Consider the following 22,503-nt stretch of genomic DNA (forward strand, 5'->3'; position numbering starts at 1 on the left):
AAGGGCTAACGGGCTAGGCATTGCTCCCCGAATCGAAGGGGATCTAGCGGGTAATGGATGCTAAGACCACTAGAGCGAACAACTGCGGAACCTGAGCACAAAAAAGAACCAAACTCACCGATCATTGAGCGACACCCATAAGTCAGCTTTTGCTCTAACTTAAGGGGATCGCCTCAAAAAGACGAGTTGGTTCTTTTTCGATTAGGTTTCTGGTGGTTGATCCATGAGTTGGCGTTGGTTGTCCAAGACTTGCTTTTTGGCTACTTGTTTCTGGTAAAACCAAGCAAACAAGATAAACAATGCGATGCAGCCAAAGAACAAGTAAACACCGATAACAAAGCCTTGCGGTAAGAAGGAGAGTTCCAAGTGATGGGTGCCACTTGGGATCGTCACACTGATAAAGCCATCTTGAAAGGCCGTGATTGGGACTTCTTTGCCGTCAAGCGTAGCAGTCCAGCCCTTGTCATAAGGGATGGTTGTTACAAGCTGCTGCTCTTTTTCAGTCGTGATGTCGGCTTTGGCACTGCGTTTGCCGACAGTCATAGCGACCCCTCGTTCTTGGATCGCATCAATTGCTTGTTGGTAGGCGTTGGTATCCAAGGTCACGACTTGCGGGTTTTGGAATGAGATTTCAGGCGTTCCGTAGAAGCTGACGGTGAATTGAACCGTCGTATCGGTCTCATAATGTCCTAAGTCGTAGTATTGACCGTTGATACTGATTTGCGTTTCTCGCTGCTGACCGTTGACTGTCACGGTGGCAGATGAGCTTTCCAATTCTCCGAAGTTGGCAGGGAAGAGACTCAAGTACGCTTGCGAGTTCGCCGGAACCTCCACTTGCCAAGTCACTTCTTTTGCGACATTGCTTTCTTGCTCAGTAAATTTCATATACATGCCGTCATTGGTGATATCTGTATTTTTACTATGGATCACCGTGATCGGCTGAAAGGCAAAATACTCTAAATTTAAATCGGCCAAGCCATTGAAAAGATTTTTCTGGCTCGTCAAGTTGTCGTTTTGCGGCTGTTCAATCGATTCGATGGTCGGTTCAGCCAAGAAACCTAGCGGTAACGCATTTTGATTCTCATAAAGCTTGTATTCACCAGATTCCCCCACACGTTGAAAGCCGTATTTGGTGAGATTTGGCTTGGAGATATTGTATTTGATCCCTGTAAAAGCATCCATCAGCAAGGTATTGTTCGGATAGCGGATATTTAAATTGGTGCCGCGGGACCGAAAGCCCAGCTTATCCAGGTAGCTTGAGGAATTGCGGTTACGGATCGAAGAAAACATGCTGACACCGCTGTAGCCATAATTGATACTGTCGTTGGAAGAAACAGGATCAAGGTTTTCTAATCGGAAAAAGGTATCATTGTCTTCGTTGGCTTGAGTGACTAGTTTTTTGATGTCCGGATAAGGTTCTGTATACAAACTGCGAGAAGCATAGTTCCAATCATTCAAAATTCCGCGAACCATGCCGCTCGTATTGACGGCCATTTCTCCGCAGACGAAGATCAGCATCAAGATCGTCACTCGTTTTTGTGTTAAAAGACCTAATTGCCCGAACCCAATACATAACAAGTAAAGAACAAAGAATACGATCGTTAGCGCAAAAGAAGTAGCGGAAACATATTCATAGGTTCCAGGTCCTTTCAATGCGTAGGAGAGGGCAAACACCACGATCGTAGAAAGACCAATAATGAGAAACAATCCGCGATCTTTTTGCTGCAGCTGCTCCCACCCGTATCCCGCCAGCATTATCACTAAGAAGGAGAACAAATAGGCATAACGGAAAAGGAACATATTTGGGGCATGCATCCCGTGCCAAAAAAGATTCATCGGCACGATATAAAAACTGGCGATCAAAACAGCAAACATGCCAGCGTATAAGAATTTATCCTTCAAGCGGATTTTCTTCGAAACAAAATATAAAATACACAACAGCAGCGGCAATAAACCGATATAGATGAAGGGGATGGAGCCGTATTTTGTCGTATCGTAAACACCGATCATGTTTTTCATCACGAGGTCAAAGACATCGGTGGCTTCGGTTTTAAAGGAAGAAATCGTTGTTAATTCTTCCCCGTTTGAGCGCAAATCCAATAAGGCAGGTAAGATGATCACCATTGAGGCGCCGCCAGCTAACAAGGAGGTGATGCCGTAAGGAATGATCGCCCCCCGAGCTTGCTTCCAGTTGCGCCCCAACTGAACCAAGAAATACATTACGGAAAAGAGACCGATCATAAAGCCCATGTAAAAACTGGATAAAAATAACAGCAGATAACTGATAAATAACACGACTGGTTTTTTCTTTTTCACTAAACGGTCAATACCTAAAATCACTAGCGGTAGATAGATCATGGCATCAAGCCACATGATCAGTTCCGAATGGGCGGTGATGAAGGACATCAAGGCATAACAGACGGCTAAGGTCACATGCTGCCAACGTTGGATCTTAAAGGTTTGGCTGGCATAAAACCAAAACGCCAAGCCCGCACTGCCGATCTTGATCAAGGTCAAGAAGTACAACGCATCTGGCATCAGCTGATTTGGGAAAAACAAGACCAGAGGAGTGAAGATCCCGCCTAAGTAATAGGAGATCAGTGCCAGATAATTCAAGCCTAAAGAGGCGTTCCATGTATAAAAGATACTTTGCTTGCCTAAGAGCATATTGCGAAAGCTGGCATGAAAGTTTGAGAATTGCGAAAAGGCATCACTGGCTAAGACACTGCGGCTGCTGCCAGGGTAGATGCCGATGGTCAAATAGATCACTGCCATGATAAGAAACGGCAAGAAGAAACTAGCAAGCATATAAGGCCAATGTTGTTTGGCAAATGTTTTTATTTTCGTCACAAGAAGTCACCTGTTCTTTATCAATTTTTTCTTAGTTTACCACAGGTGAATCGATTAAAAAAACAAAGACCTGTTTTCTTTAATGAAAACCTAAGTGAAAGCGCACCAAAGAAAAAAGGATACAAAAAAAGCCGTTCAAAACGAACGGCCGAAAAGGTCTAATTATACGCGCTCAACTTTTCCAGATTTCAAAGCACGAGTTGACACCCAAACTTTTTTAGGTTTTCCGTCAATCATAACGCGAACTTTTTGCAAGTTAGGTTTCACAGTACGTTTTGTCGCATTCATTGCGTGAGAACGATTGTTTCCACTTGTAGTTTTACGTCCAGTAAAGTAACAAACTTTAGCCATGTGGTTATTTCCTCCTTTGCCTTGATGTTGGAGCGCTATTTCAGCTCATACCATCTGAATTTATCACAGAAAGGTGAAAAAAGCAAGAGTAATTTTCAAGAAACATTGACTTTTCCCGGTAAACATTGTAAATTAAACAAGGTCGAAATGCAAGACGTTTGGTCAGAAAGCCCCTTTTCATATGTCTCATCCTTTTATTTGCGGTACAGCTATGATAAAATATGTAAGAAGAAAGATGGGTCATGCCCATTGAAGGAGGCTATAAAATGGCTGTAAAAATTCAAACCTCATCAGGTATTATTGAAATCAGCAATGAAGTCATTGCAACAGTGGTCGGAGGCGCAGCAACAGATGTGTTCGGCATTGTTGGTATGGCTAGCAAGAAACAAATCAAAGATAACATCAATGAAATTTTACGAAAAGAAAATTATTCTCGCGGTGTCGTTGTCCGCCAAGAAGAAAACGGCATTGCAGTGGATGTATACACGATTGTTAGCTATGGAACAAAAATTTCCGAAGTTTCCCGCAACGTGCAGGAAAAAGTGAAATACAACTTAGAAACGATGCTAGGTGTATCTGCGAACTCGGTAAATGTATTTGTTCAAGGCGTACGTGTACTGCCAGATTAGGCAAGGGATCCGTTCATGGCGGATGATTTTAAGGAGGACTATCTAAGTGAAGGTAACGAATATCAGCGCAAGTCAGTTTCAAGAAATGGTGCAGGCAGGCGCGGCTCGTCTACAAGTTAATGCAGAGTTTGTCAACTCATTGAATGTGTTTCCTGTTCCAGATGGAGACACCGGGACAAACATGAATCTATCCATGACCAGTGGAGCAAAAGCTGTCGCAGATGCGACTTCAGAAAACGTCGGCGATCTTGCCGCTACACTTTCAAAAGGACTATTGATGGGCGCACGTGGGAATTCCGGCGTCATTTTGTCTCAATTATTCCGCGGTTTTTCTAAAGCTATCCCGACCGCAGAAACACTCACTGCACCAGAATTGGCTCAAGCCTTTACTCATGGAGTAGAAACCGCCTATAAAGCAGTCATGAAACCTGTGGAAGGAACCATCTTGACTGTGGCACGCATCTCAGCTGAATATGGCGAGAAAAAAGCACAAACTACCGATGATTGTATCGAAGTGATGAAAGCCGTGGTTCACGGCGCAAAACGTTCATTGGCGAAAACCCCTGATCTATTGCCCGTCTTAAAAGAAGTCGGCGTGGTAGATAGCGGCGGTCAAGGATTGTTGTTTATCTATGAAGGCTTCTTAAATGCATTGACTGGGGAATACCCAGCCGATGAAATCTTCGAACCTTCCCCAGCGGCTATGGACGAAATGGTCAATGCCGAACATCATCGCAGCGTTCAAGGGCACTTAGCGACAGAAGACATCACCTTTGGTTACTGTACAGAAATCATGGTGAAGATCGGTGAAGGTCCGACTGTAGATAGTGAATTTGATTATGAAACATTCCGTAATTACTTAAACGAGTTAGGGGATTCCTTATTAGTGGTCAATGACGATGAGATCATCAAAGTCCATGTCCATACGGAACATCCCGGCGAAGTTATGAATTATGGTCAAAAATTCGGTTCGTTGGTGAAAATCAAAGTCGATAACATGCGTCTTCAGCATGAAACGATCTTGGAACACGATCAGCAAGAAGCAAAAACTGCACCAGTAAAACGTCCGCGGACACCATTTGCGATCATCGCGATCGCGGCTGGCGAAGGCTTGAAAGAATTGTTTACTAGCCTAGGCGCTTCTTATGTCATCAGTGGTGGCCAAACGATGAACCCAAGTACAGAAGACATTTTGGTGGCAATCAATGAAGTCAATGCTGATCAAGTGATCGTATTACCGAACAACAAAAATATCTTTATGGCTGCGCAGCAAGCAGCGGAAGTTTCCGAGATTCCAGTAGCGGTTGTTGAAACACGGACGATCTCTCAAGGGATGACGGCGATGCTAGCCTTCCACGAGCAATCCACACTAGCTGAAAACCAGCAAGCGATGACTGATGTCTTAGCAAGTGTTGTCAGTGGCTCAGTGACCCATGCGATCCGTAATACATCAATTGATGGCATCGAAATCACAGAAGGCGACTTCTTAGGAATGGTGGACGGCAAAATCGTTGTTTCTGTTCCTGATCGTTTCTCTGCTTCTATGACTACCTTAGAAAAAATGATCACAGAAGATACTGAGATCGTCACCATCATTATCGGTGAAGAAGGCAAAGCCAAAGAAGCAGCGAAAATCGAAGATGCGATCGTTGAACTGCATCCTGAGATCGAAGTAGAGATCCATCAAGGAGATCAGCCGGTTTATCCATATCTTTTCTCAGCAGAATAAACAAATTAGGCGGCGGGGGCAAAAATCGTAGATGATTTTTGGCTCCGTCTTTTTCTATGAATGCAGGAACCCCTGCAATGAATCAAAATCACTTTTGGAAAAGGAGGGTACCTATGCTGAATCAGCCACTTACGGTATTAAAGGGTGTCGGAGAAAAACGCGCCCAAGACTTGGCGAGTTTAGGAATCGAAACCATCGAAGACCTGCTAAAGTATTACCCGTTTCGTTATGAAGACATTCAAGAACGACAATTAGCGGAGATTCAAGACCAAGAAAAAGTAACGATCAAGGGGATCGTCGTTTCCCCACCGGTCGTCAATCGCTTTGGTTACAAGAAAAGTCGGTTGCAATTTCGCATGATGCAAGACCACGATGTCTTTAATGTCTCCTTTTTCAATCAGCCTTATTTGAAGGACAAAGTAGAGGTCTCAGAAGAGATCGCCGTCTATGGCAAATGGGACGCCAAACGCAAAGGACTGACGGGAATGAAAATTCTCGGCAGCAAGAGCGCAGAAGACTTTGCCCCAATTTATCATGTCAATAAAGCCGTGCGTCAAAGTGTGTTGATCGAACTGATCAAACAGGCATTCCTTGATTTTGGTGATCAGATCACGGAGATCTTGCCTTTGTCATTGATCGAAAAATATCGGTTGTTGGATCGAAAATCCGCGATGTTTGCAATGCATTTTCCCAAAGATCCCCAAGAGAGCCATCAAGCGAAGCGTCGGGTGATTTTTGAAGAGTTTTTTTTGTTCCAAATGCAGATCCAAGGACTGAAGAAAAGCGAAAAAGCCGAGAAAAACGGCTTGGCGATCGATTATGATGTGCAACGCTTGAAAGAATTTACTCGTAAACTGCCCTTTGAATTGACGAATGCGCAAAAGCGCGTGACCAATGAAATCTGCCATGACCTGAAAAGTCCGCAGCACATGCAGCGGCTCTTACAAGGAGATGTAGGGAGCGGGAAAACAGTCGTTGCGGCGATCGCCCTCTATGCTACGATGACGGCTGGCTTTCAGGGCGCACTGATGGTGCCGACTGAAATTTTGGCCCACCAGCACCTAGAAAGCTTGAATCAACTCTTTGACCCCTTAGAAGTGACCACCGCTCTTTTGACAGGCTCGACCAAACCAAAAGAACGGCGGGTCATCTTAGAACAATTAGCAGCCGGGGAGATCGACATCATCGTTGGGACCCATGCACTGATTCAAGAAGGGGTAGACTTTGCACATCTTGGCTTAGTCATCACCGATGAACAACACCGTTTTGGGGTCAATCAGCGAAAAGTATTAAGGGAAAAAGGCTATCTGCCTGATGTGCTCTTTATGACCGCCACACCGATCCCACGTACACTAGCGATCACCGCCTATGGCGAAATGGATGTTTCGGTGATCGATGAAATGCCGGCAGGACGGATTCCTGTAGAGACTCGCTGGGTCCGGCCACCGCAGTTTGAATCGATCTTAGAGTGGGCGCAAAAAGAATTGGCACAGGGGCATCAGATGTATGTCATCTGTCCTTTGATCGAAGAATCCGAAATGCTGGATGTCAAGAATGCCACGGAGATTTATGAGCAGCTGCAAAGTTATTTTTCCCCAACCTATCAAGTAGGGATGTTGCACGGGAAAATGAAGAATCAAGAAAAAGACACTATTATGGAAGCATTCAAAGAAAATCAACTGCAGATCTTGGTTTCCACGACGGTCATCGAAGTAGGGGTCAATGTTCCCAATGCGACAGTGATGCTGATCATCGATGCTGATCGTTTCGGATTAGCCCAGCTCCACCAATTACGTGGACGGGTAGGACGCGGCGCCGATGCTTCTTACTGTATTTTGATCGCGAACCCGAAAAATGAGACGGGGGTCGAACGAATGAAAATCATGACAGAAACCACCAACGGCTTTGTAGTCAGCGAAAAAGACCTGCAGTTGCGGGGGCCAGGAGAAGTCTTCGGCAATCGACAATCGGGCTTGCCAGAGTTTGCGGCTGCCGATTTGGTCGCGGATGCCCATATTCTAGAAGTGGCACAAGTCGAAGCTACCCAGCTTTGGCAAAAAAACAGCTGGCAGCTGTTGCCAGAATTTTCGGCATTGGCGAACTATTTGGCAGCAAAAAAAGCAGACAAACAATTTTTTGATTAAAGAATATGCTATACTGATTGGGAAAATGAAGGGAGTGGCAGCGAGATGCGGATTGCTGTTGATGCAATGGGCGGAGACAACGCCCCAAAAGCGATCGTAGAAGGAGTCATGCTGGCGAAAAAAGACTTTCCAGAGATTGAATTCCTCCTTTACGGAAAAGAAAATGAAATCAAAAAATACATGACGGATGATAAAAATGTCACAATCATCCACACAGATGAAAAAATCAATAGTGATGACGAACCCGTCAAAGCAATCAGACGGAAAAAAACCGCTTCAATGGTCTTAGCGGCACAAGCAGTGAAAAATGGCGAAGCAGATGCGATTTTTTCAGCTGGAAATACCGGTGCCTTGTTAGCGGCTGGTTTGTTTATCGTCGGTCGGATCAAAGGAATCGATCGTCCAGGATTGATGTCCACAATGCCAGTGATCGGCAAAGATGCTGGCTTTGATATGCTGGATCTAGGTGCCAATGCCGACAATAAACCAGAACATTTGGCAAACTATGCCGTCTTAGGATCCTTTTACGCCCAAAAAGTTCGTGGGATCAATCGACCACGGGTCGGCTTGTTAAATAACGGAACGGAAGAAACCAAAGGTAGTGAATTAACGAAAAAAGCCTTTGAACTGCTGTCAGCGGATCCTACGATCAACTTTATCGGCAATGTCGAAGCCCGGGAATTACTGGATGGTGCAGCTGACGTCGTCGTGACAGATGGCTTTACTGGGAACGCTGTTTTGAAATCGATCGAAGGAACCGCCTTGAACTTGATGGCGTTGTTGAAACAATCGATTCTTGATTCAGGTACCAAAGGAAAATTAGGCGCATTGTTACTGAAAGATGCATTGCGGAAAGTGAAAAATGAAATGGATTATGCGAAACATGGCGGGGCCGTATTGTTTGGTTTGAAAGCACCAGTCATCAAAACCCATGGTGCGACAGGACCAGAAGCGGTAGCGTACACCATCAAGCAGATCCATACGATGCTAGCAACAGATGTCGTGGCACAATTGGTCGCCCACTTTGAAGAAATGCCGGCTGCAAAAGACGAAACGCAATCATAATGCAATCATTGTAATGAAATTGCAAAAAAATCTAGACAAAAAGCATAGAAAGCAGTACAATGTTTGTTAGCCATTCTATGTTTTGTGCAAACGCGTGGAGGTGAAGCCAGTTGACACGAGATGAAGTATTCAAGAAAGTTGCGGTCGTGATCGCCAATCATTTTGAAATTGACGCAGAGAACGTAACGGATACGATGAGCATTAAAGACGACTTGAACGCTGATTCGATCAGTGTGATGGAATTCGTCCTTGAACTAGAAGATGAATTTGGTACCGAGATTTCTGATGAAGATGCCGAGCAGATCGAAACAGTCGGTGGAGCGGTTGATTATATTTCAAGCCATCTTGCTTAAGACAGACATAAGAGCTAAGTCCTAGATGACTTAGCTCTTTCTTTCTCATAATTGATCCGCTGTGATTTGGGCGGCTTTTCTTTAGAATCGAAATCAAAAAAACGATCGTTAAACCTGACATGACGGCGTTGGAAGCGTAATGTAAATTTTCTGAAAATTCAGTGTATTAAGTTTTCTGGGACTTGCATTATTGTTAGCATTTCTATATAATTATTAAGAATATATTATACAATGTTAAGAAAGCTTTTGGAAATGAAATGCATGTTCCTTCTTTTTTACATTAAAACGCAAGACATCTTAGAAAGTAGAGAGGGGTATTCGATTGTCCAGAGATAATCAATTACTAGATGTTCAAAACCTTCACACAGGTTTTCGTATCAAAGACGATTACTATGACGCAGTAGATGGTATTTCTTTTACACTGGATCGTAATGAGATCTTAGCAATCGTAGGAGAATCTGGTTGCGGAAAAAGTACGTTGGCTACAACGATCATGGGGCTACATGACCCAAACAACACGAAAATCACTGGGGAAATCTTATATAAAGATTTAAACTTGTCAAACTTAAATGAAACGTTATACAACAAAATTCGCGGAAATGATATTGGGATGATTTTCCAAGATCCGTTGTCTGCACTGAATCCGTTGATGCGGATCGAAGACCAAATCAAAGAAGGTTTGTCTTATCATACAGATATGAATGCCGAACAGCGCCAAGCACGAGCATTAGAATTATTAGAACAAGTTGGGATTCCAAATCCGCCACGTGTAGGACGTCAATACCCTCATGAATTGTCTGGTGGGATGCGTCAGCGGGTCATCATCGCGATCGCGATTGCTTGTAAACCGCCAATCATCATTGCGGATGAGCCAACGACAGCGTTGGACGTGACGATCCAAGCACAGATCCTTGATCTACTAAAAGATTTGCAAGAAGAAACGCAAACGGGGATCATTTTGATCACCCACGATTTAGGTGTCGTAGCAGAGATGGCCGACCGAGTAGCCGTAATGTATGGGGGACAGTTTGTGGAAGTCGCATCAGCCGAAGAGTTGTTTGCCAATCCGAAACATCCATACACCCGCTCATTGCTTAACTCGATCCCTCAAGAAAATTCTCAAGACAGTGAACTGCATGTGATCGAAGGGGTGGTTCCTTCCTTGAAAAATATGCCTCGGACTGGTTGTCGGTTTGCTGCACGGATTCCTTGGATCCCTGAAAGCGACCACGAAGCAAACCCAGTCTTGCATGAAGTAGCACCTGATCATTTGGTCCGTTGCACATGCTACAAGCATTTTCATTTTAGAGACGAAGAAGGAGAAGTGTAGATGACAGAATTAATTACAATCAAAGATCTGAAAGTCCACTATCCTATTCGCAGCGGATTCTTCAACCGCGTCACGGATCACGTGTACGCCGTTGATGGTGTGGACTTCGTCATTGAAAAAGGAAAAACCTACGGATTGGTTGGAGAGTCTGGTTCTGGTAAATCCACAACTGGGAAAGCTATCGTTGGGTTAGAAAAAATCACTAGCGGCGAAATCATTTATGATGGGCAAGACGTGACTAAACGTTCTGTCCGCAAGAAAATGAACTACAACAAAGATGTCCAAATGATTTTCCAAGATTCAATGTCTAGCTTGAATCCTAAAAAACGTGTGGTGGACATTATCGCAGAACCATTGCGCAACTTTGAACGCTTAAGCGATCAAGAAGAGAAAACACGTGTGAAAAGTTTGTTGGATATCGTTGGGATGCCAGAAGATGCCCTATACAAATATCCTCATGAATTCTCTGGCGGACAACGTCAACGGTTAGGGGTTGCCCGTGCGGTAGCTTCCAATCCAAAACTGATCGTCGCCGATGAGCCGGTTTCAGCTCTTGACTTATCCGTGCAAGCACAGGTACTGAACTTTATGAAACGGATCCAGCAAGAATTCGGCTTAAGTTTCTTATTTATCTCTCATGACTTAGGGGTCGTAAAACATATGTGCGACAATATCGCCATCATGTACAAAGGCCGCTTCGTTGAGATCGGGACACGGGAAGATATCTACCAAGACCCGCGTCACATCTATACAAAACGTTTATTATCAGCGATTCCTCAAATCGACGTAAAAAATCGCGATGCTCACAAAGAAAACCGCCGCAAGGTCGAGTTGGAATATGTGACCCATCAAAAAGATTACTACGACGAATCTGGCAGAGTGTATGACTTGCGTAAAATCACCGAGTCGCACCAAGTCGCATTGAAAAACGGGGGTGCTGAATAATGTGGAAAACAATTCTACGTCGTTTGTTGTTGATGATCCCACAAGTCATTATTTTGAGTATCTTGATTTTCTTGATCGCACAAGCAATGCCTGGGGATCCATTTACTGGTTTGATCAATCCAAACCAAGATCCAGCTGTTATTGAGCGGATGCGTGAAGCCGCTGGTTTGAATGACCCATGGTATACCCAGTATTTCCGCTGGATCGGAAATGCCTTAAAAGGGGACTTTGGACAAAGCTTCATCTTTAAATTGCCTGTTTCAACATTATTAGCAGGACGTATCAGCAATACATTGTGGTTATCCTTATTGACGGTCATTTTGACTTACGTGATTGCCATTCCTTTAGGGATGTGGGCAGGACGTTACCAAAATTCATTGCTTGATAAAGTCGTCGTTGTTTACAACTTCTTCAGTTTCGCCGTACCGTTGTTTATCTTTGCGTTGATCGCATTGTTCATCTTCGGTTACCGATTGGCTTGGTTCCCAACGGGTGGTTCCGTTGCACCGGGGGTCAGCGGCATGGCTGAGTTTTGGAGTCGCTTGTATCACCTACTATTACCGGCAATCACTTCTGCATTATTAGGAACAGCAGTGACGATCCAATACTTGCGAAGTGAAGTCATTGATTCGAAATCATTGGATTTCGTTCGTACCGCTCGTTCAAAAGGGGTACCAACGAACAAAGTCTTCTCACGTCACGTTTTCCGGAATGCATCGTTGCCGATCGCATCACAAATGGGCTACGAGATCACGTCATTGATCGCAGGTTCTGTGGTCATTGAGAAAATCTTCGCCTACCCAGGTGTCGGAAAACTGTTTATCGATAGTATCGTCCAACGGGACTATGCCGTGATCACTTCACTGACATTGATCTTAGGACTAGCGACCTTGATCGGTACGCTGCTGTCAGATATCATCATGAGTATTGTCGATCCAAGAATCAGAATCCAGTAATAGGAGGGGATAAATGTGTCTGAAAAGAAAGAAAAAGTACTAAAACAAGAGAGCATCCCGCCTATGGGATTGAAAATGATTTTTCGCGAATTCTTAAAAGATAAAATGGCGATTTTTTCATTAGTTTTGTTAGTCGCAGTTTTATTATTCGTGTTTATCGGCTCGGCAGTTATCGATCAATCACAAGTGATGCGTGTCAGCATCCTTGATAAATATGCTGTACCTGGCGCGATTTCGCCAAACGGCGGCACCTACCTTTTAGGGGCGGATGAAGGTGGCCGTGATGTTTGGGGACAATTGATCATCGGTGCGCGTAACTCAATCTTGATTGGTTTTTCAATCACGATCATTACGTCGATCGTTGGGGTCGGATTAGGGATCATCTCAGGTTACTACGGCGGCATCATTGATAACATTTTGATGCGTATCGTTGACTTCGTTATGATTTTGCCGATCATGTTGATCATTATCGTTATCGTATCGATCGTACCTCGTTATAACGTTTGGACCTTTATATGGGTCATGAGTGCCTTTTACTGGGTCGGAAAAGCAAGGCTCTTCCGAAGTAAGACCCTTTCAGAAGGCCGTCGCGACTATGTTAGTGCATCGAAAACCCTCGGAACCAATGACTTTGTCATCATGTTCCGCGAAATCATGCCGAACCTTAGCTCATTGATCATCACCAACTTAACAATGAACTTTGCAGCGAATATCGGTATTGAAACGACACTAACATTCTTAGGTTTTGGTCTGCCGACCAATGTTCCAAGTTTGGGAACACTGATCGGATATGCCAGCAGCGGTGATGTGCTGGTCAACAGACAGTGGATCTGGTTACCCGCATCAATTCTAATTTTAGTCTTGATGTTGAGTATCAATTACGTTGGTCAAGCATTTAAGCGTTCAGCGGATGCGCGTCAACGACTAGGATAAACAAGGAGGATACAGGATGAAGAAAAATATTTTTGGTATGGTCACTCTTTTGTCAGTGTTAGCATTGGCAGCTTGTGGCAGCAACGGCGGCGGAACCGATTCTTCTGGTGGCGGCAATGCAGCGACAGAAACAGAAGATATCAGCTCAATGCCAACAGAAGTCAACAATGACGAGGATGCAATCGAAGGCGGAACATTGGACGTTGCAGTAGTGATGGATACGCAGTTCCAAGGGTTGTTCCAAACAGAATTTTATCAAGATAACTATGATTTCCAATTTATGCAACCAAGTAATGAAAGTTTGTTCTTAACAGACGCCGATTTCCGAATCGTTGATGGTGGTGCGGCTAATCTTGAATTAGACGAAGAGAACAACACAGCAACAATCACATTGCGGGACAACTTGAAATGGTCTGACGGTGAAGATGTAACGGCAGATGACGTGATCTTCTCTTATGAAGTAATCGGTCATAAAGATTATACAGGTATCCGTTACGATAATAACTTTACTAACATTGTTGGTATGGAAGATTATCATGATGGCAAATCTGATACAATTTCTGGTATCACCAAAGAAAGTGACAAAGTTGTTAAAATTCAATACAAAGAAGTTCATCCTGGTATGATGCAAGCAGGTGGCGGTATTTGGTCTTCAGCATTACCAAAACACGCCTTTGAAGGAATTGAAGTCAAAGACATGGAATCAAGCGATCCTGTTCGTAAAACACCAATCGTCTTTGGTCCATATGTAATGTCAAATATTGTTGCAGGAGAATCTGTTGAGTATGTACCAAATGAGTACTACTATGGCGGCGCTCCTAAAATGGATAAATTATCATTTAAAGCTGTTCCAACTTCTTCAATCGTAGAAGCTTTGAATGCGAAACAATATGATATTGCATTGTCAATGCCAACAGATACGTACCCAACCTACAAAGATACTGATGGTTACCAAATCTTAGGTCGTCCTGAACAAGCCTATACTTATATCGGCTTTAAATTGGGGACTTGGAATGATGAAGAAGGAAAAGTTAATTACGATCCTGATTCAAAAATGGCGGATAAATCATTGCGTCAAGCAATGGGCTATGCATTAGATAATGATGCTGTCGGAAGTCGTTTCTATAATGGCTTGCGTACAAATGCAACGACATTGATCCCACCAGTATTCGGCACATTGCACAACACCGAAGTAGAAGGCTACACATTAAACATCGACAAAGCAAATCAATTACTTGATGATGCTGGTTATAAAGATGTCGATGGTGATGGCATGCGTGAAGACAAAAATGGTGAGAAATTAACCATCAACTTTGCTTCAATGTCAGGTGGCGAAACAGCACAACCATTAGCAGATTACTACATTCAACAATGGAATGAAATCGGCCTTGATGTACAGTACACAACTGGTCGTTTGATTGACTTCCAAGCATTCTATGACAAGCTGAAAAATGATGATCCTGAAGTTGATGTTTACCAAGGTGCATGGGGAACTGGATCAGATCCTTCTCCAACTGGCCTTTATGGACCAAACTCAGCATTCAACTACACTCGTTTTGAATCTGAAGAAAACACGAAGCTATTAGAAGCAATCGATTCAAAAGATTCATTTGACGAAACAAAACGTAAAGAAGCATTTGATGCATGGCAAGAATATGCTGCAGATGAAGCATTCGTAATCCCAACACTTTATCGTAATGAAGTTTTACCAATTTCAAATCGCGTGAAAGACTTTACATGGGCATATGATGCAGACCATAACACATGGGCAACAGTTTCAGTTACAGCTGAATCTCGTTAATCAATGATCGTTGAAAAGGCGTCCTTTCTGGGACGTCTTTTTTCTTGTTTTTTTGCAGGTATCTGAGGAAAACAGGCTTTTTTTATACAGGAGAAGAATAAGTAGATAAAATTTTATTACGGTCTTTCCAAGAATTTGGAGGAAACATTTCATAATTCGGCAAAAACCAGTATAATAGGGAAGTGTCGATAAACTAATGAAGGAATGTGACAAATGAATACACAATTAACGAAAGAACTAAAAGAAAAGTTTGATATTGTGTTCCATGATGTAGATCTGCTTGAACAAGCGTTTACGCATTCATCTTATGTGAATGAGCACCGCAACTTGCACTTGTCAGATAACGAACGTTTAGAGTTTTTGGGCGATGCTGTCTTAGAGTTGATCGTTTCACGGTATTTGTATCGTGAATTGCCAGATCTGCCCGAAGGTAAGCTGACGAAGCTACGGGCGGCAATCGTTCGCGAAGACAGTTTATCCATGTTTGCCAAAGATTGCCGATTCGATGAATACATTCGTCTAGGCAAAGGGGAAGAAAACTCTGGCGGTCGTAAACGACCTTCTTTGCTTTGTGATCTATTTGAAGCCTTTTTAGGTGCGTTATACTTGGACCAAGGACTGGAAAGTGTCAGCGGCTTTTTGACGAAAGTTGTTTTTCCAAAAGTAAAAGCAGGTGCTTTTTCCCATGAGATGGATCACAAGACCCGCTTGCAAGAAGTCTTGCAACGTGGCGGCGATGTTTCCATCAACTATCGTTTGATCAAAGAAGCAGGCCCCGCCCATGAACGGATTTTTTGGACGGAAGTCTATTGCGATGATACCTTGATCGGAAAAGGACAAGGAAAATCGAAGAAATTATCAGAACAGGACGCCGCGGCGAATGCCTTGGCGGATCTTGAACAGTAAGAGAGGACTGGCGGAGTGTATTTAAAACGAATAGAGATTGCCGGCTTTAAATCCTTTGCCGACCGCACAGTCATTGATTTCGAACATCGTGTGACTGCAGTCGTCGGACCAAATGGCAGCGGCAAGAGCAATATTACCGAAGCGATTCGTTGGGTTTTAGGAGAACAATCTGCCAAAAATCTACGTGGTGGCAAAATGCCTGATGTTATTTTTGCAGGTTCTGACACCCGCAGAGCGCTAAATATAGCGGAAGTGACGATCGTTTTAGACAATAGCGATCATTACTTACCGATGGATTACAGTGAGATCAGCGTGACTCGCCGCTTGAGAAGAACCGGCGAAAGCGACTTTTTCTTAAATAAACAAGCTTGCCGCTTAAAGGACATCCAAGAGTTATTCATGGATTCTGGGTTGGGGAAAGAATCATTTTCGATCATTTCCCAAGGCAAGGTAGAAGCAATTTTCAGCAGCAAACCAGAAGACCGTCGTGGGATTTTTGAAGAAGCGGCGGGGGTATTGAAGTACAAACAGCGGAAAAAGAAAGCCGAGCAAAAGTTGTTTGAAACGGAAGACAATTTAAGCCGTCTACAAGATATCATTTATGAACTAGAAGATCAGTTGGTGCCTTTGGCAGCCCAAAGTGACGCAGCCAATCGCTTTTTAGCGTTAAAAGAAAAATTGACGACGGTTGATGTGGCCTATGCGGTCTTAGAGATCACGAAAGCAAAAGAAGCGTGGGAGACAGCCAAAGCTCAACTGAGTACCTTTAACCAAGAACTGGCGCAGATTTCCGAAAAGATCAACCAAGGGGAACTGTCGCTACATTCTTTGCGGCAACAACGTACCGCCTTTGATGAAACGTTGGAGCGTTTGAATCAGCAGCTTTTAGAGGTCACCGAAGGACTGAAGCAAGCTGAAGGACAAAAAGAAGTCTTGGATGAACGATCAAAACATACGCAAAAAAGCTCTGCGGAATACCAAGAAACCTTAGAGGAAGTAACGGAACGGGTCACGCTTTTAAATGAAGAAAAAGCGGAACTGATTGGCTTGCTTTCACAAAAGAATCGGAGTGTGCAGGAAGTTGAAGCAGCGATGCTGGCGTGTCAGCAAGAGCGGGAAAAGTACCAACGTTCAGCAAAAGAAATCATTGAAGAATTGCGTAGCCAATATGTCGAAGCCATGCAAGAGCAGGCAACGATCGGAAACGAATTGAAATACTTGGAGCGTCAATACCAGCAAGAAGCCGCGAAAAATCAAACGGCGTTGAGCAAGCAGACGCAAATGAATACGTCGTTGAAAGAAAAGACGACGGAAGCGCAAATCGTGGAAGAACAGCTAACGCAGGCTAAGGTGATTTTAGAAGAACAACGCAAGCAATACATCCATCTTCAAGAAAAAGCTCAGACCAACAAAAAACGCTTTGATGAAGAACAAAAGAAAATGTATCAGTTAATGAGTCAAGTGCAGCAGGTACGAGCGAAACAGCGCAGTCTGCAAGACATTCAAGAAAATTATAGCGGCTTCTATCAAGGCGTTCGCTTGATTTTGAAAAACAAACAGCAAATCAGCGGCATCGTTGGCGCAGTAGCGGAGTTGATCGATGTGCCACAAGACTATACCGTGGCGATCGAGACCGCACTAGGCGCCGCTGCACAGCATGTCGTCGTTAAAAATGAACGAGATGCACGGTCAGCCATCACGTATTTGAAAGAAAATCGCGGCGGTCGTGCCACTTTCTTACCGTTGACGACCATCAAAGCCCGTCATTTGCCAGATTATGCCCGCAATCAAGCCAAGCAAGTGTCTGGCTTTATCGGTGTTGCCAGCGAATTGGTACAGTCGTCTGAACACGTTCAAACCATTACGGATAACTTGTTAGGTAGTATCTTGATTGCCGAAGACTTGCAAAGTGCCAATGCGTTAGCACGGGCATTGAACTATAGCTATCGGGTCGTTTCTTTAGAAGGGGATGTCATGAATGCTGGCGGTTCCATGACGGGTGGCGCAACGAAGAAAAATGCCGGTAGTTTGTTTAGCCAAAGCAATGAGCTGCAACAATTGACGGCACAAGCGGCGCAACTGGATGAGCGGCTTTTAAAAACGGAAAAGCAAGTCCAGCATTTTGAAGCAGCGACCAAAGAAGCACAAGCAGCACTAGAAGAATTGCGGACGCAAGGGGAACAGGCTCGTATGACGGAGCATGAGCTGCAAAGCCGCTTACAAAATCTTGAGAATGACCTGAGCCGCTTGAAGCAAGAGCAGCAAGTGTTTGATTTTGAACATCGCGAAGTGCAAGCCTTCTTTGAAGAATATGATGAGAAGAAGACGAGTTTGGAAGAACAGCAAAAGAATATTGCGGCGCAATTGGCGAAAATCGATCAAGATATTCATCAAATGAATGCCGAAGAAGACTTGATCGAGGAAAAACGCCAAACCTTAGCACAAGAAAGTGCGCGCTTGCAGGCAGCTTTCGCCGTTCAAAAAGAACAAGTGGCGCATTTGCAGCAAAAAATTGCCGCTACGAATCAAGCATTGGAAGAAAACGAAGCGCGTCAGCACTCCTTAGAACGGCAGTTAGCTGCCTTGACAAGTAACGTCAGCGATCATGAGTTTTCAGAAGAAAACATTCTTCAGCGAATTGAAGCATTCACAAAAACCAAGCAGCAGGTAACAGCGGAATTGACGGTGATTCGTGAACAACGGCAAGTGGTTCAACAAGAAATCGGCGCATTAGACGAATCCCTGAGTGCTGAAAACTTAACGCAAAAAGAAAAGCTGTCAGAAAAAACTGAAGTTGAGATCGAAAAAAATCGCGCAGAATTGGTGATGGACAATCGTTTGTTGTATTTACAAGAAGAATACAATCTCACCTTTGAAAAGGCCGCGCAAGATTTCCCTGAAATCGAGGATGCAGAACAAGCCAAAATCGACATTCAGGAACTAAAACATGCGATCGAGCAAATTGGTCCAGTCAATTTAAATGCGATCGAACAATATGAACAAGTCAATCAACGGCATTTGTTCTTAACGAGTCAGCGAGATGATCTGCTGTCGGCTAAAGCACAGCTGTTTGATACGATGTCTGAAATGGATGAAGAAGTCAAAACCCGTTTCGGCGAAGTCTTCGATGCGATCCGTCTGCAATTCAAACAAGTATTTCCTAATATGTTTGGCGGCGGTCATGCGGAATTAGTCTTAACAGATCCGAAAGATTTATTGAACACTGGGATCGAGATTGAAGCCCAACCACCGGGCAAGAAATTGCAAAACCTCAGCTTGCTATCAGGGGGCGAACGGGCGCTGACTGCGATTGCGTTATTGTTTTCCATTATTCAAGTTCGTCCAGTACCGTTTTGTGTGCTTGACGAAGTGGAAGCAGCATTGGATGAGGCCAATGTCTCTCGTTTCGGTCATTACTTGAGTGCTTTCCAAAATGATACGCAGTTTATCGTCGTGACCCACCGCAAAGGAACGATGGAAGCCGCAGATGTGTTGTATGGTGTGACCATGCAAGAGTCCGGAGTGTCGAAGACCGTGTCCGTGCGCTTAGAAGAAGTGCGTGAAGGCGGTAGTTTTGCAGCAGATCAAGCATAGAGGAGGAATGGTATGATTAAACTGATTGCGATCGATTTAGACGGAACGTTATTGAATGACAAAAAAGAAGTGACTCCTCGCAACAAAGAGGTACTTGCTCGTGCTAAAGCACAAGGCGTGAAAATCGTTATTTGTACCGGACGTCCGTTGCGGGCGATCCGTCCCTATTTAGAAGAATTATCGCTGAAAGAACCCGGCGACTACAGTATCACCTTTAACGGCGGTTTGGTTCAAAAAAATGAGACTGGCGAGATCATTGAAAAAGCAGCGATGCAGCTGGCAGATATCCATGAATTGGTTTCAGTGGCGGAAGACTTAAATTTGCCTCTAGACGTGGTATCAGAAGAGATCGTCTTGAGTTTGCCGACTTCAGCAGCGCATCCATCGATTTATGGCTCCTTGAATCCTTTATTGGATTGTCGTCCTTTTGCCGTAGCTGATCTGGATGAATCGATGCTCTATAATAAAGCGGTGATCGCCTACCATCAGGAAGTTTTGGATCCTAAGATCCCTGAGATTTCCTCAGAGATCCGCGAGAAATATGAAATCATCAAAAGCCGGAATAACCTGTTGGAATTTATGCCTAAAGGAATCACCAAAGCCTATGGTATCAGCCTATTGGCGCAAGATTTAGGGATCAAGCAAGAAGAAGTGATGGCGATCGGTGATGAAGAAAATGACTTGCCGATGATTCGCTATGCAGGGATTGGCGTAGCGATGGCCAATGCCGTGCCAATCATTAAAGAAGCGGCTGACGTTGTCACCCTTTCAAACCAAGAAGACGGTGTGGCAGCAGTGATTGAAGAATATGTCTTAAAAGGAGGTGCGTAAGATGGGATTTTTTGACAAAATCAAAAAAGCGCTGATTGGAGAAACCAAAGAAGCAGAGCAAGAAATCGACAAACCGATAGTCGATGCTGACTCACCAGAGGCACAGCGTTCAGAAGAAAGACAGCCAGCACAAACTCCTGCTGAACATGAAGCTTCAGAACCAGTGGCACCTGCAGACGCCGCCGACTCCAGTGATTTGGAGGCAGAGCAAGAAACTGCGGAAACTTTTCCACAGCAAGAAGCAACGGTAGCGAATAAAGTAGAAGAAGCACCAAGTGTTCCAGTTGAAGTGGCTAAGGATACACCATCAGAGGAAGTACCAGCTTCTGAACCAATCCTTCAAGCAGCGCCAGAGACGGAAAGTGTGCAGGACAAATACACCAAAGGATTGACGAAATCACGGAAAACCTTTGGGCAACGGATGAACGAATTGTTTGCCAACTTCCGTACGGTGGACGAAGACTTCTTCGAAGAAGTGGAAGAAACGCTGATCGGCGCAGACGTCGGCTTTGATGCGGCGATGAAGATCGCGGATGCATTGAGACAAGAAGTCAAATTGCGTAATGTGAAGAAAACGGCAGATGTCCAAAATGTCATCATCGAAAAACTGGTTGACCTATATGGGGAAGCGGGTGTCGGTGAAGTCAACGAGTTGAACATGCAACCGGGGTTGACCGTCATTTTATTTGTTGGCGTGAACGGTGTTGGGAAAACCACCAGCATCGGGAAATTAGCCCATCAATTCAAAGCCGAAGGCAAGAAAGTCTTATTGGCTGCAGCGGATACTTTCCGTGCCGGTGCCATCGATCAATTAGTGGTCTGGGGTGAACGGGCTGGGGTTGAAGTCGTTCGTGGCAATGCAGGAGGCGATCCAGCAGCGGTTGTGTTTGATGCGATGGAGCGCGCAAAACGAGAAAATGCTGACGTTTTATTAGTAGATACAGCTGGTCGTTTGCAAAACAAAGTCAATTTGATGAACGAATTAGAAAAAATCAAACGGATCATTCAGCGAGTGGACCCAACGGCCCCTCATGAAGTCTTGCTCGTGTTGGATGCAACAACGGGGCAAAATGCCATGAATCAAGCAAAACAGTTTAAAGAGACGACGGATGTTTCTGGCCTCGTCTTAACCAAACTTGATGGCACAGCTAAAGGAGGGATCGTCTTGGCGATCCGTAACGAGCTGCGGCTGCCAGTCAAATTAGTGGGACTTGGAGAAGGCATCAACGATTTAGAACCATTTGATCCAAATGAATTTGTCGTCGGCTTATTCAAAGGCTTGATCAAAGAATAAAAAAAGAAGAGCCCTGTGTCAGGTCAAATACCTGCACATGGCTCTCCTTTATTGTTGCTTTTGTGAGATCAAAGGGAAGAGAAAACGGGTCGTCGTCTCTTTCCATGAGCTTGACTTGTGACGGAAAGCTGAGAACACTTGGCGTGGCAAATGTGGGTACAGCGATGCACGACTTTGCCAAAAATCAGGAAAAGCAGTTTGAACGATTCGTTTTCTTCTGCGCTGTCTAAAAACTTTGGGAAGTATCAGGCAGAATACAACGAGTTGAACGAGGGGGAAAGATTATTTCTTAAGTTCCCCTTGGCGCTCAGTGATCATTTTTTCCAAGTTGTTCAACGTATCGATATCTTTATTGGTTTCGATAAAGTTCGTAATCAAATTCAATAAAGATTGATCAGACAATTCTGCTGCTAAGAAGTCTTCTTGGGTCACATTCGGAGAATACAACCGAGTCAAAACAGTACCGCTGTAGCCGATATCTGCTACTTTCAATAAGTCGTGGTTTTTTAGTTTACGTACGACTGCTTGAATGGTATTCTTGCTTAGATCTTGCTGTTGGACAGCAATGTCATTTGCAGAAAGAGGTTTGTCTGAATTCCAGAAGATATTCATGATTTGACGTTCGCGTTTGGTAAGATTAAGTGGCTTCATTCACTATTCTTCCTTTCAAAAAAGAGTAATATGGACATAATAATTTACTGTTCTATAAGCAGTATACTTTATTTTGAAGGTAAATATCAAATTTATTCAAGTATTTTATAAATTCTTGGTAATTTTAGTAAGAGATATTAC

General features: G+C 44.0%; 17 protein-coding genes. 14 read left to right on the forward strand and 3 right to left on the reverse strand.

Features of this window, described 5'->3' with window-relative positions; translation table 11 throughout:
* Nucleotides 1-201: 201 nt before the first annotated feature.
* Both IGJ42_RS01440 and rpmB read right to left on the reverse strand, forming a co-directional pair.
* The gene (locus IGJ42_RS01440; protein WP_429946969.1) at nucleotides 202-2,850 is read right to left on the reverse strand and encodes a YfhO family protein; all 2,649 of its coding nucleotides are present in this window, start codon (nucleotides 2,848-2,850) and stop codon (nucleotides 202-204) included.
* A gap of 162 nt (nucleotides 2,851-3,012) precedes the next feature.
* Nucleotides 3,013-3,201, reverse strand: coding sequence for a 50S ribosomal protein L28 (gene rpmB, locus IGJ42_RS01445; protein ID WP_003128045.1), 189 nt, complete (start codon nucleotides 3,199-3,201; stop codon nucleotides 3,013-3,015).
* Nucleotides 3,202-3,467: 266 nt separating this feature from the next.
* On the opposite strand from rpmB, the gene IGJ42_RS01450 reads away from it, so the two are divergent.
* The 14 genes from IGJ42_RS01450 (at nucleotide 3,468) to ftsY (ending at nucleotide 21,711) form a co-directional block, all read left to right on the forward strand.
* A complete protein-coding gene (locus tag IGJ42_RS01450; protein ID WP_005227125.1) occupies nucleotides 3,468-3,830 on the forward strand; it encodes an Asp23/Gls24 family envelope stress response protein in 363 nt (120 codons plus the stop codon).
* A gap of 46 nt (nucleotides 3,831-3,876) precedes the next feature.
* A complete protein-coding gene (locus IGJ42_RS01455; protein WP_422705462.1) occupies nucleotides 3,877-5,559 on the forward strand; it encodes a DAK2 domain-containing protein in 1,683 nt (560 codons plus the stop codon).
* A 77-nt stretch (nucleotides 5,560-5,636) separates the two neighbouring features.
* Nucleotides 5,637-7,703, forward strand: coding sequence for an ATP-dependent DNA helicase RecG (recG, locus tag IGJ42_RS01460; RefSeq protein WP_430615864.1), 2,067 nt, complete (start codon nucleotides 5,637-5,639; stop codon nucleotides 7,701-7,703).
* 45 nt (nucleotides 7,704-7,748) lie between these two features.
* Nucleotides 7,749-8,768 (forward strand): phosphate acyltransferase PlsX, encoded by a 1,020-nt coding sequence (plsX, locus tag IGJ42_RS01465; RefSeq protein WP_430615866.1) that lies wholly within the window; start codon nucleotides 7,749-7,751, stop codon nucleotides 8,766-8,768.
* Between the two features lie 110 nt (nucleotides 8,769-8,878).
* Complete coding sequence (acpP, locus tag IGJ42_RS01470) at nucleotides 8,879-9,121, forward strand: acyl carrier protein (RefSeq protein WP_005227129.1); 243 nt, start codon at nucleotides 8,879-8,881, stop codon at nucleotides 9,119-9,121.
* A gap of 322 nt (nucleotides 9,122-9,443) precedes the next feature.
* A complete protein-coding gene (locus IGJ42_RS01475; protein WP_005232494.1) occupies nucleotides 9,444-10,451 on the forward strand; it encodes an ABC transporter ATP-binding protein in 1,008 nt (335 codons plus the stop codon).
* The gene (locus tag IGJ42_RS01480; RefSeq protein ID WP_005232492.1) at nucleotides 10,452-11,396 is read left to right on the forward strand and encodes an ABC transporter ATP-binding protein; all 945 of its coding nucleotides are present in this window, start codon (nucleotides 10,452-10,454) and stop codon (nucleotides 11,394-11,396) included.
* Entirely contained in the window at nucleotides 11,396-12,352 is a 957-nt protein-coding gene (gene opp4B, locus IGJ42_RS01485) for an oligopeptide ABC transporter permease (protein ID WP_005227132.1), read from the forward strand. Before IGJ42_RS01480 ends, opp4B begins: the two co-directional genes overlap by 1 nt.
* Nucleotides 12,353-12,415: 63 nt before the next feature.
* The gene (locus IGJ42_RS01490) at nucleotides 12,416-13,285 is read left to right on the forward strand and encodes an ABC transporter permease (RefSeq protein ID WP_153883525.1); all 870 of its coding nucleotides are present in this window, start codon (nucleotides 12,416-12,418) and stop codon (nucleotides 13,283-13,285) included.
* A 16-nt stretch (nucleotides 13,286-13,301) separates the two neighbouring features.
* A complete protein-coding gene (locus IGJ42_RS01495; protein WP_429946970.1) occupies nucleotides 13,302-15,086 on the forward strand; it encodes an oligopeptide ABC transporter substrate-binding protein in 1,785 nt (594 codons plus the stop codon).
* A 213-nt stretch (nucleotides 15,087-15,299) separates the two neighbouring features.
* Nucleotides 15,300-15,992: a ribonuclease III gene (gene rnc / locus IGJ42_RS01500; RefSeq protein ID WP_005227136.1), complete on the forward strand. Its 693-nt coding sequence runs from the start codon at nucleotides 15,300-15,302 to the stop codon at nucleotides 15,990-15,992.
* Between the two features lie 15 nt (nucleotides 15,993-16,007).
* Nucleotides 16,008-19,586: a chromosome segregation protein SMC gene (gene smc, locus IGJ42_RS01505; RefSeq protein ID WP_429946971.1), complete on the forward strand. Its 3,579-nt coding sequence runs from the start codon at nucleotides 16,008-16,010 to the stop codon at nucleotides 19,584-19,586.
* Between the two features lie 12 nt (nucleotides 19,587-19,598).
* Nucleotides 19,599-20,417, forward strand: coding sequence for a Cof-type HAD-IIB family hydrolase (locus IGJ42_RS01510; protein WP_016619609.1), 819 nt, complete (start codon nucleotides 19,599-19,601; stop codon nucleotides 20,415-20,417).
* 1 nt (nucleotide 20,418) lies between these two features.
* Nucleotides 20,419-21,711 carry a signal recognition particle-docking protein FtsY gene (gene ftsY, locus IGJ42_RS01515; protein ID WP_086316792.1) on the forward strand — a complete coding sequence of 431 codons (1,293 nt, stop codon included), beginning with the start codon at nucleotides 20,419-20,421 and terminating at the stop codon, nucleotides 21,709-21,711.
* 282 nt (nucleotides 21,712-21,993) lie between these two features.
* On the opposite strand, the gene IGJ42_RS01520 is transcribed toward ftsY, so the two are convergent.
* Nucleotides 21,994-22,362: a BlaI/MecI/CopY family transcriptional regulator gene (locus IGJ42_RS01520; protein ID WP_005227140.1), complete on the reverse strand. Its 369-nt coding sequence runs from the start codon at nucleotides 22,360-22,362 to the stop codon at nucleotides 21,994-21,996.
* Nucleotides 22,363-22,503 lie beyond the last annotated feature (141 nt).

This window comes from Enterococcus sp. DIV1067f (genome assembly GCF_050543505.1).
Lineage (GTDB): Bacteria > Bacillota > Bacilli > Lactobacillales > Enterococcaceae > Enterococcus_D > Enterococcus_D entomosocium.

Bases quoted from the DNA above. Each gene is read 5' to 3' on its own strand.
- rpmB (WP_003128045.1), bottom strand. From the start codon at position 3,201: ATGGCTAAAGTTTGTTACTTTACTGGACGTAAAACTACAAGTGGAAAC.
- IGJ42_RS01450 (WP_005227125.1), top strand. From the start codon at position 3,468: ATGGCTGTAAAAATTCAAACCTCATCAGGTATTATTGAAATCAGCAAT.
- recG (WP_430615864.1), top strand. From the start codon at position 5,637: ATGAATCAAAATCACTTTTGGAAAAGGAGGGTACCTATGCTGAATCAG.
- plsX (WP_430615866.1), top strand. From the start codon at position 7,749: ATGCGGATTGCTGTTGATGCAATGGGCGGAGACAACGCCCCAAAAGCG.
- IGJ42_RS01480 (WP_005232492.1), top strand. From the start codon at position 10,452: ATGACAGAATTAATTACAATCAAAGATCTGAAAGTCCACTATCCTATT.
- opp4B (WP_005227132.1), top strand. From the start codon at position 11,396: ATGTGGAAAACAATTCTACGTCGTTTGTTGTTGATGATCCCACAAGTC.
- IGJ42_RS01490 (WP_153883525.1), top strand. From the start codon at position 12,416: ATGGGATTGAAAATGATTTTTCGCGAATTCTTAAAAGATAAAATGGCG.
- IGJ42_RS01495 (WP_429946970.1), top strand. From the start codon at position 13,302: ATGAAGAAAAATATTTTTGGTATGGTCACTCTTTTGTCAGTGTTAGCA.
- rnc (WP_005227136.1), top strand. From the start codon at position 15,300: ATGAATACACAATTAACGAAAGAACTAAAAGAAAAGTTTGATATTGTG.
- IGJ42_RS01510 (WP_016619609.1), top strand. From the start codon at position 19,599: ATGATTAAACTGATTGCGATCGATTTAGACGGAACGTTATTGAATGAC.
- ftsY (WP_086316792.1), top strand. From the start codon at position 20,419: ATGGGATTTTTTGACAAAATCAAAAAAGCGCTGATTGGAGAAACCAAA.
- IGJ42_RS01520 (WP_005227140.1), bottom strand. From the start codon at position 22,362: ATGAAGCCACTTAATCTTACCAAACGCGAACGTCAAATCATGAATATC.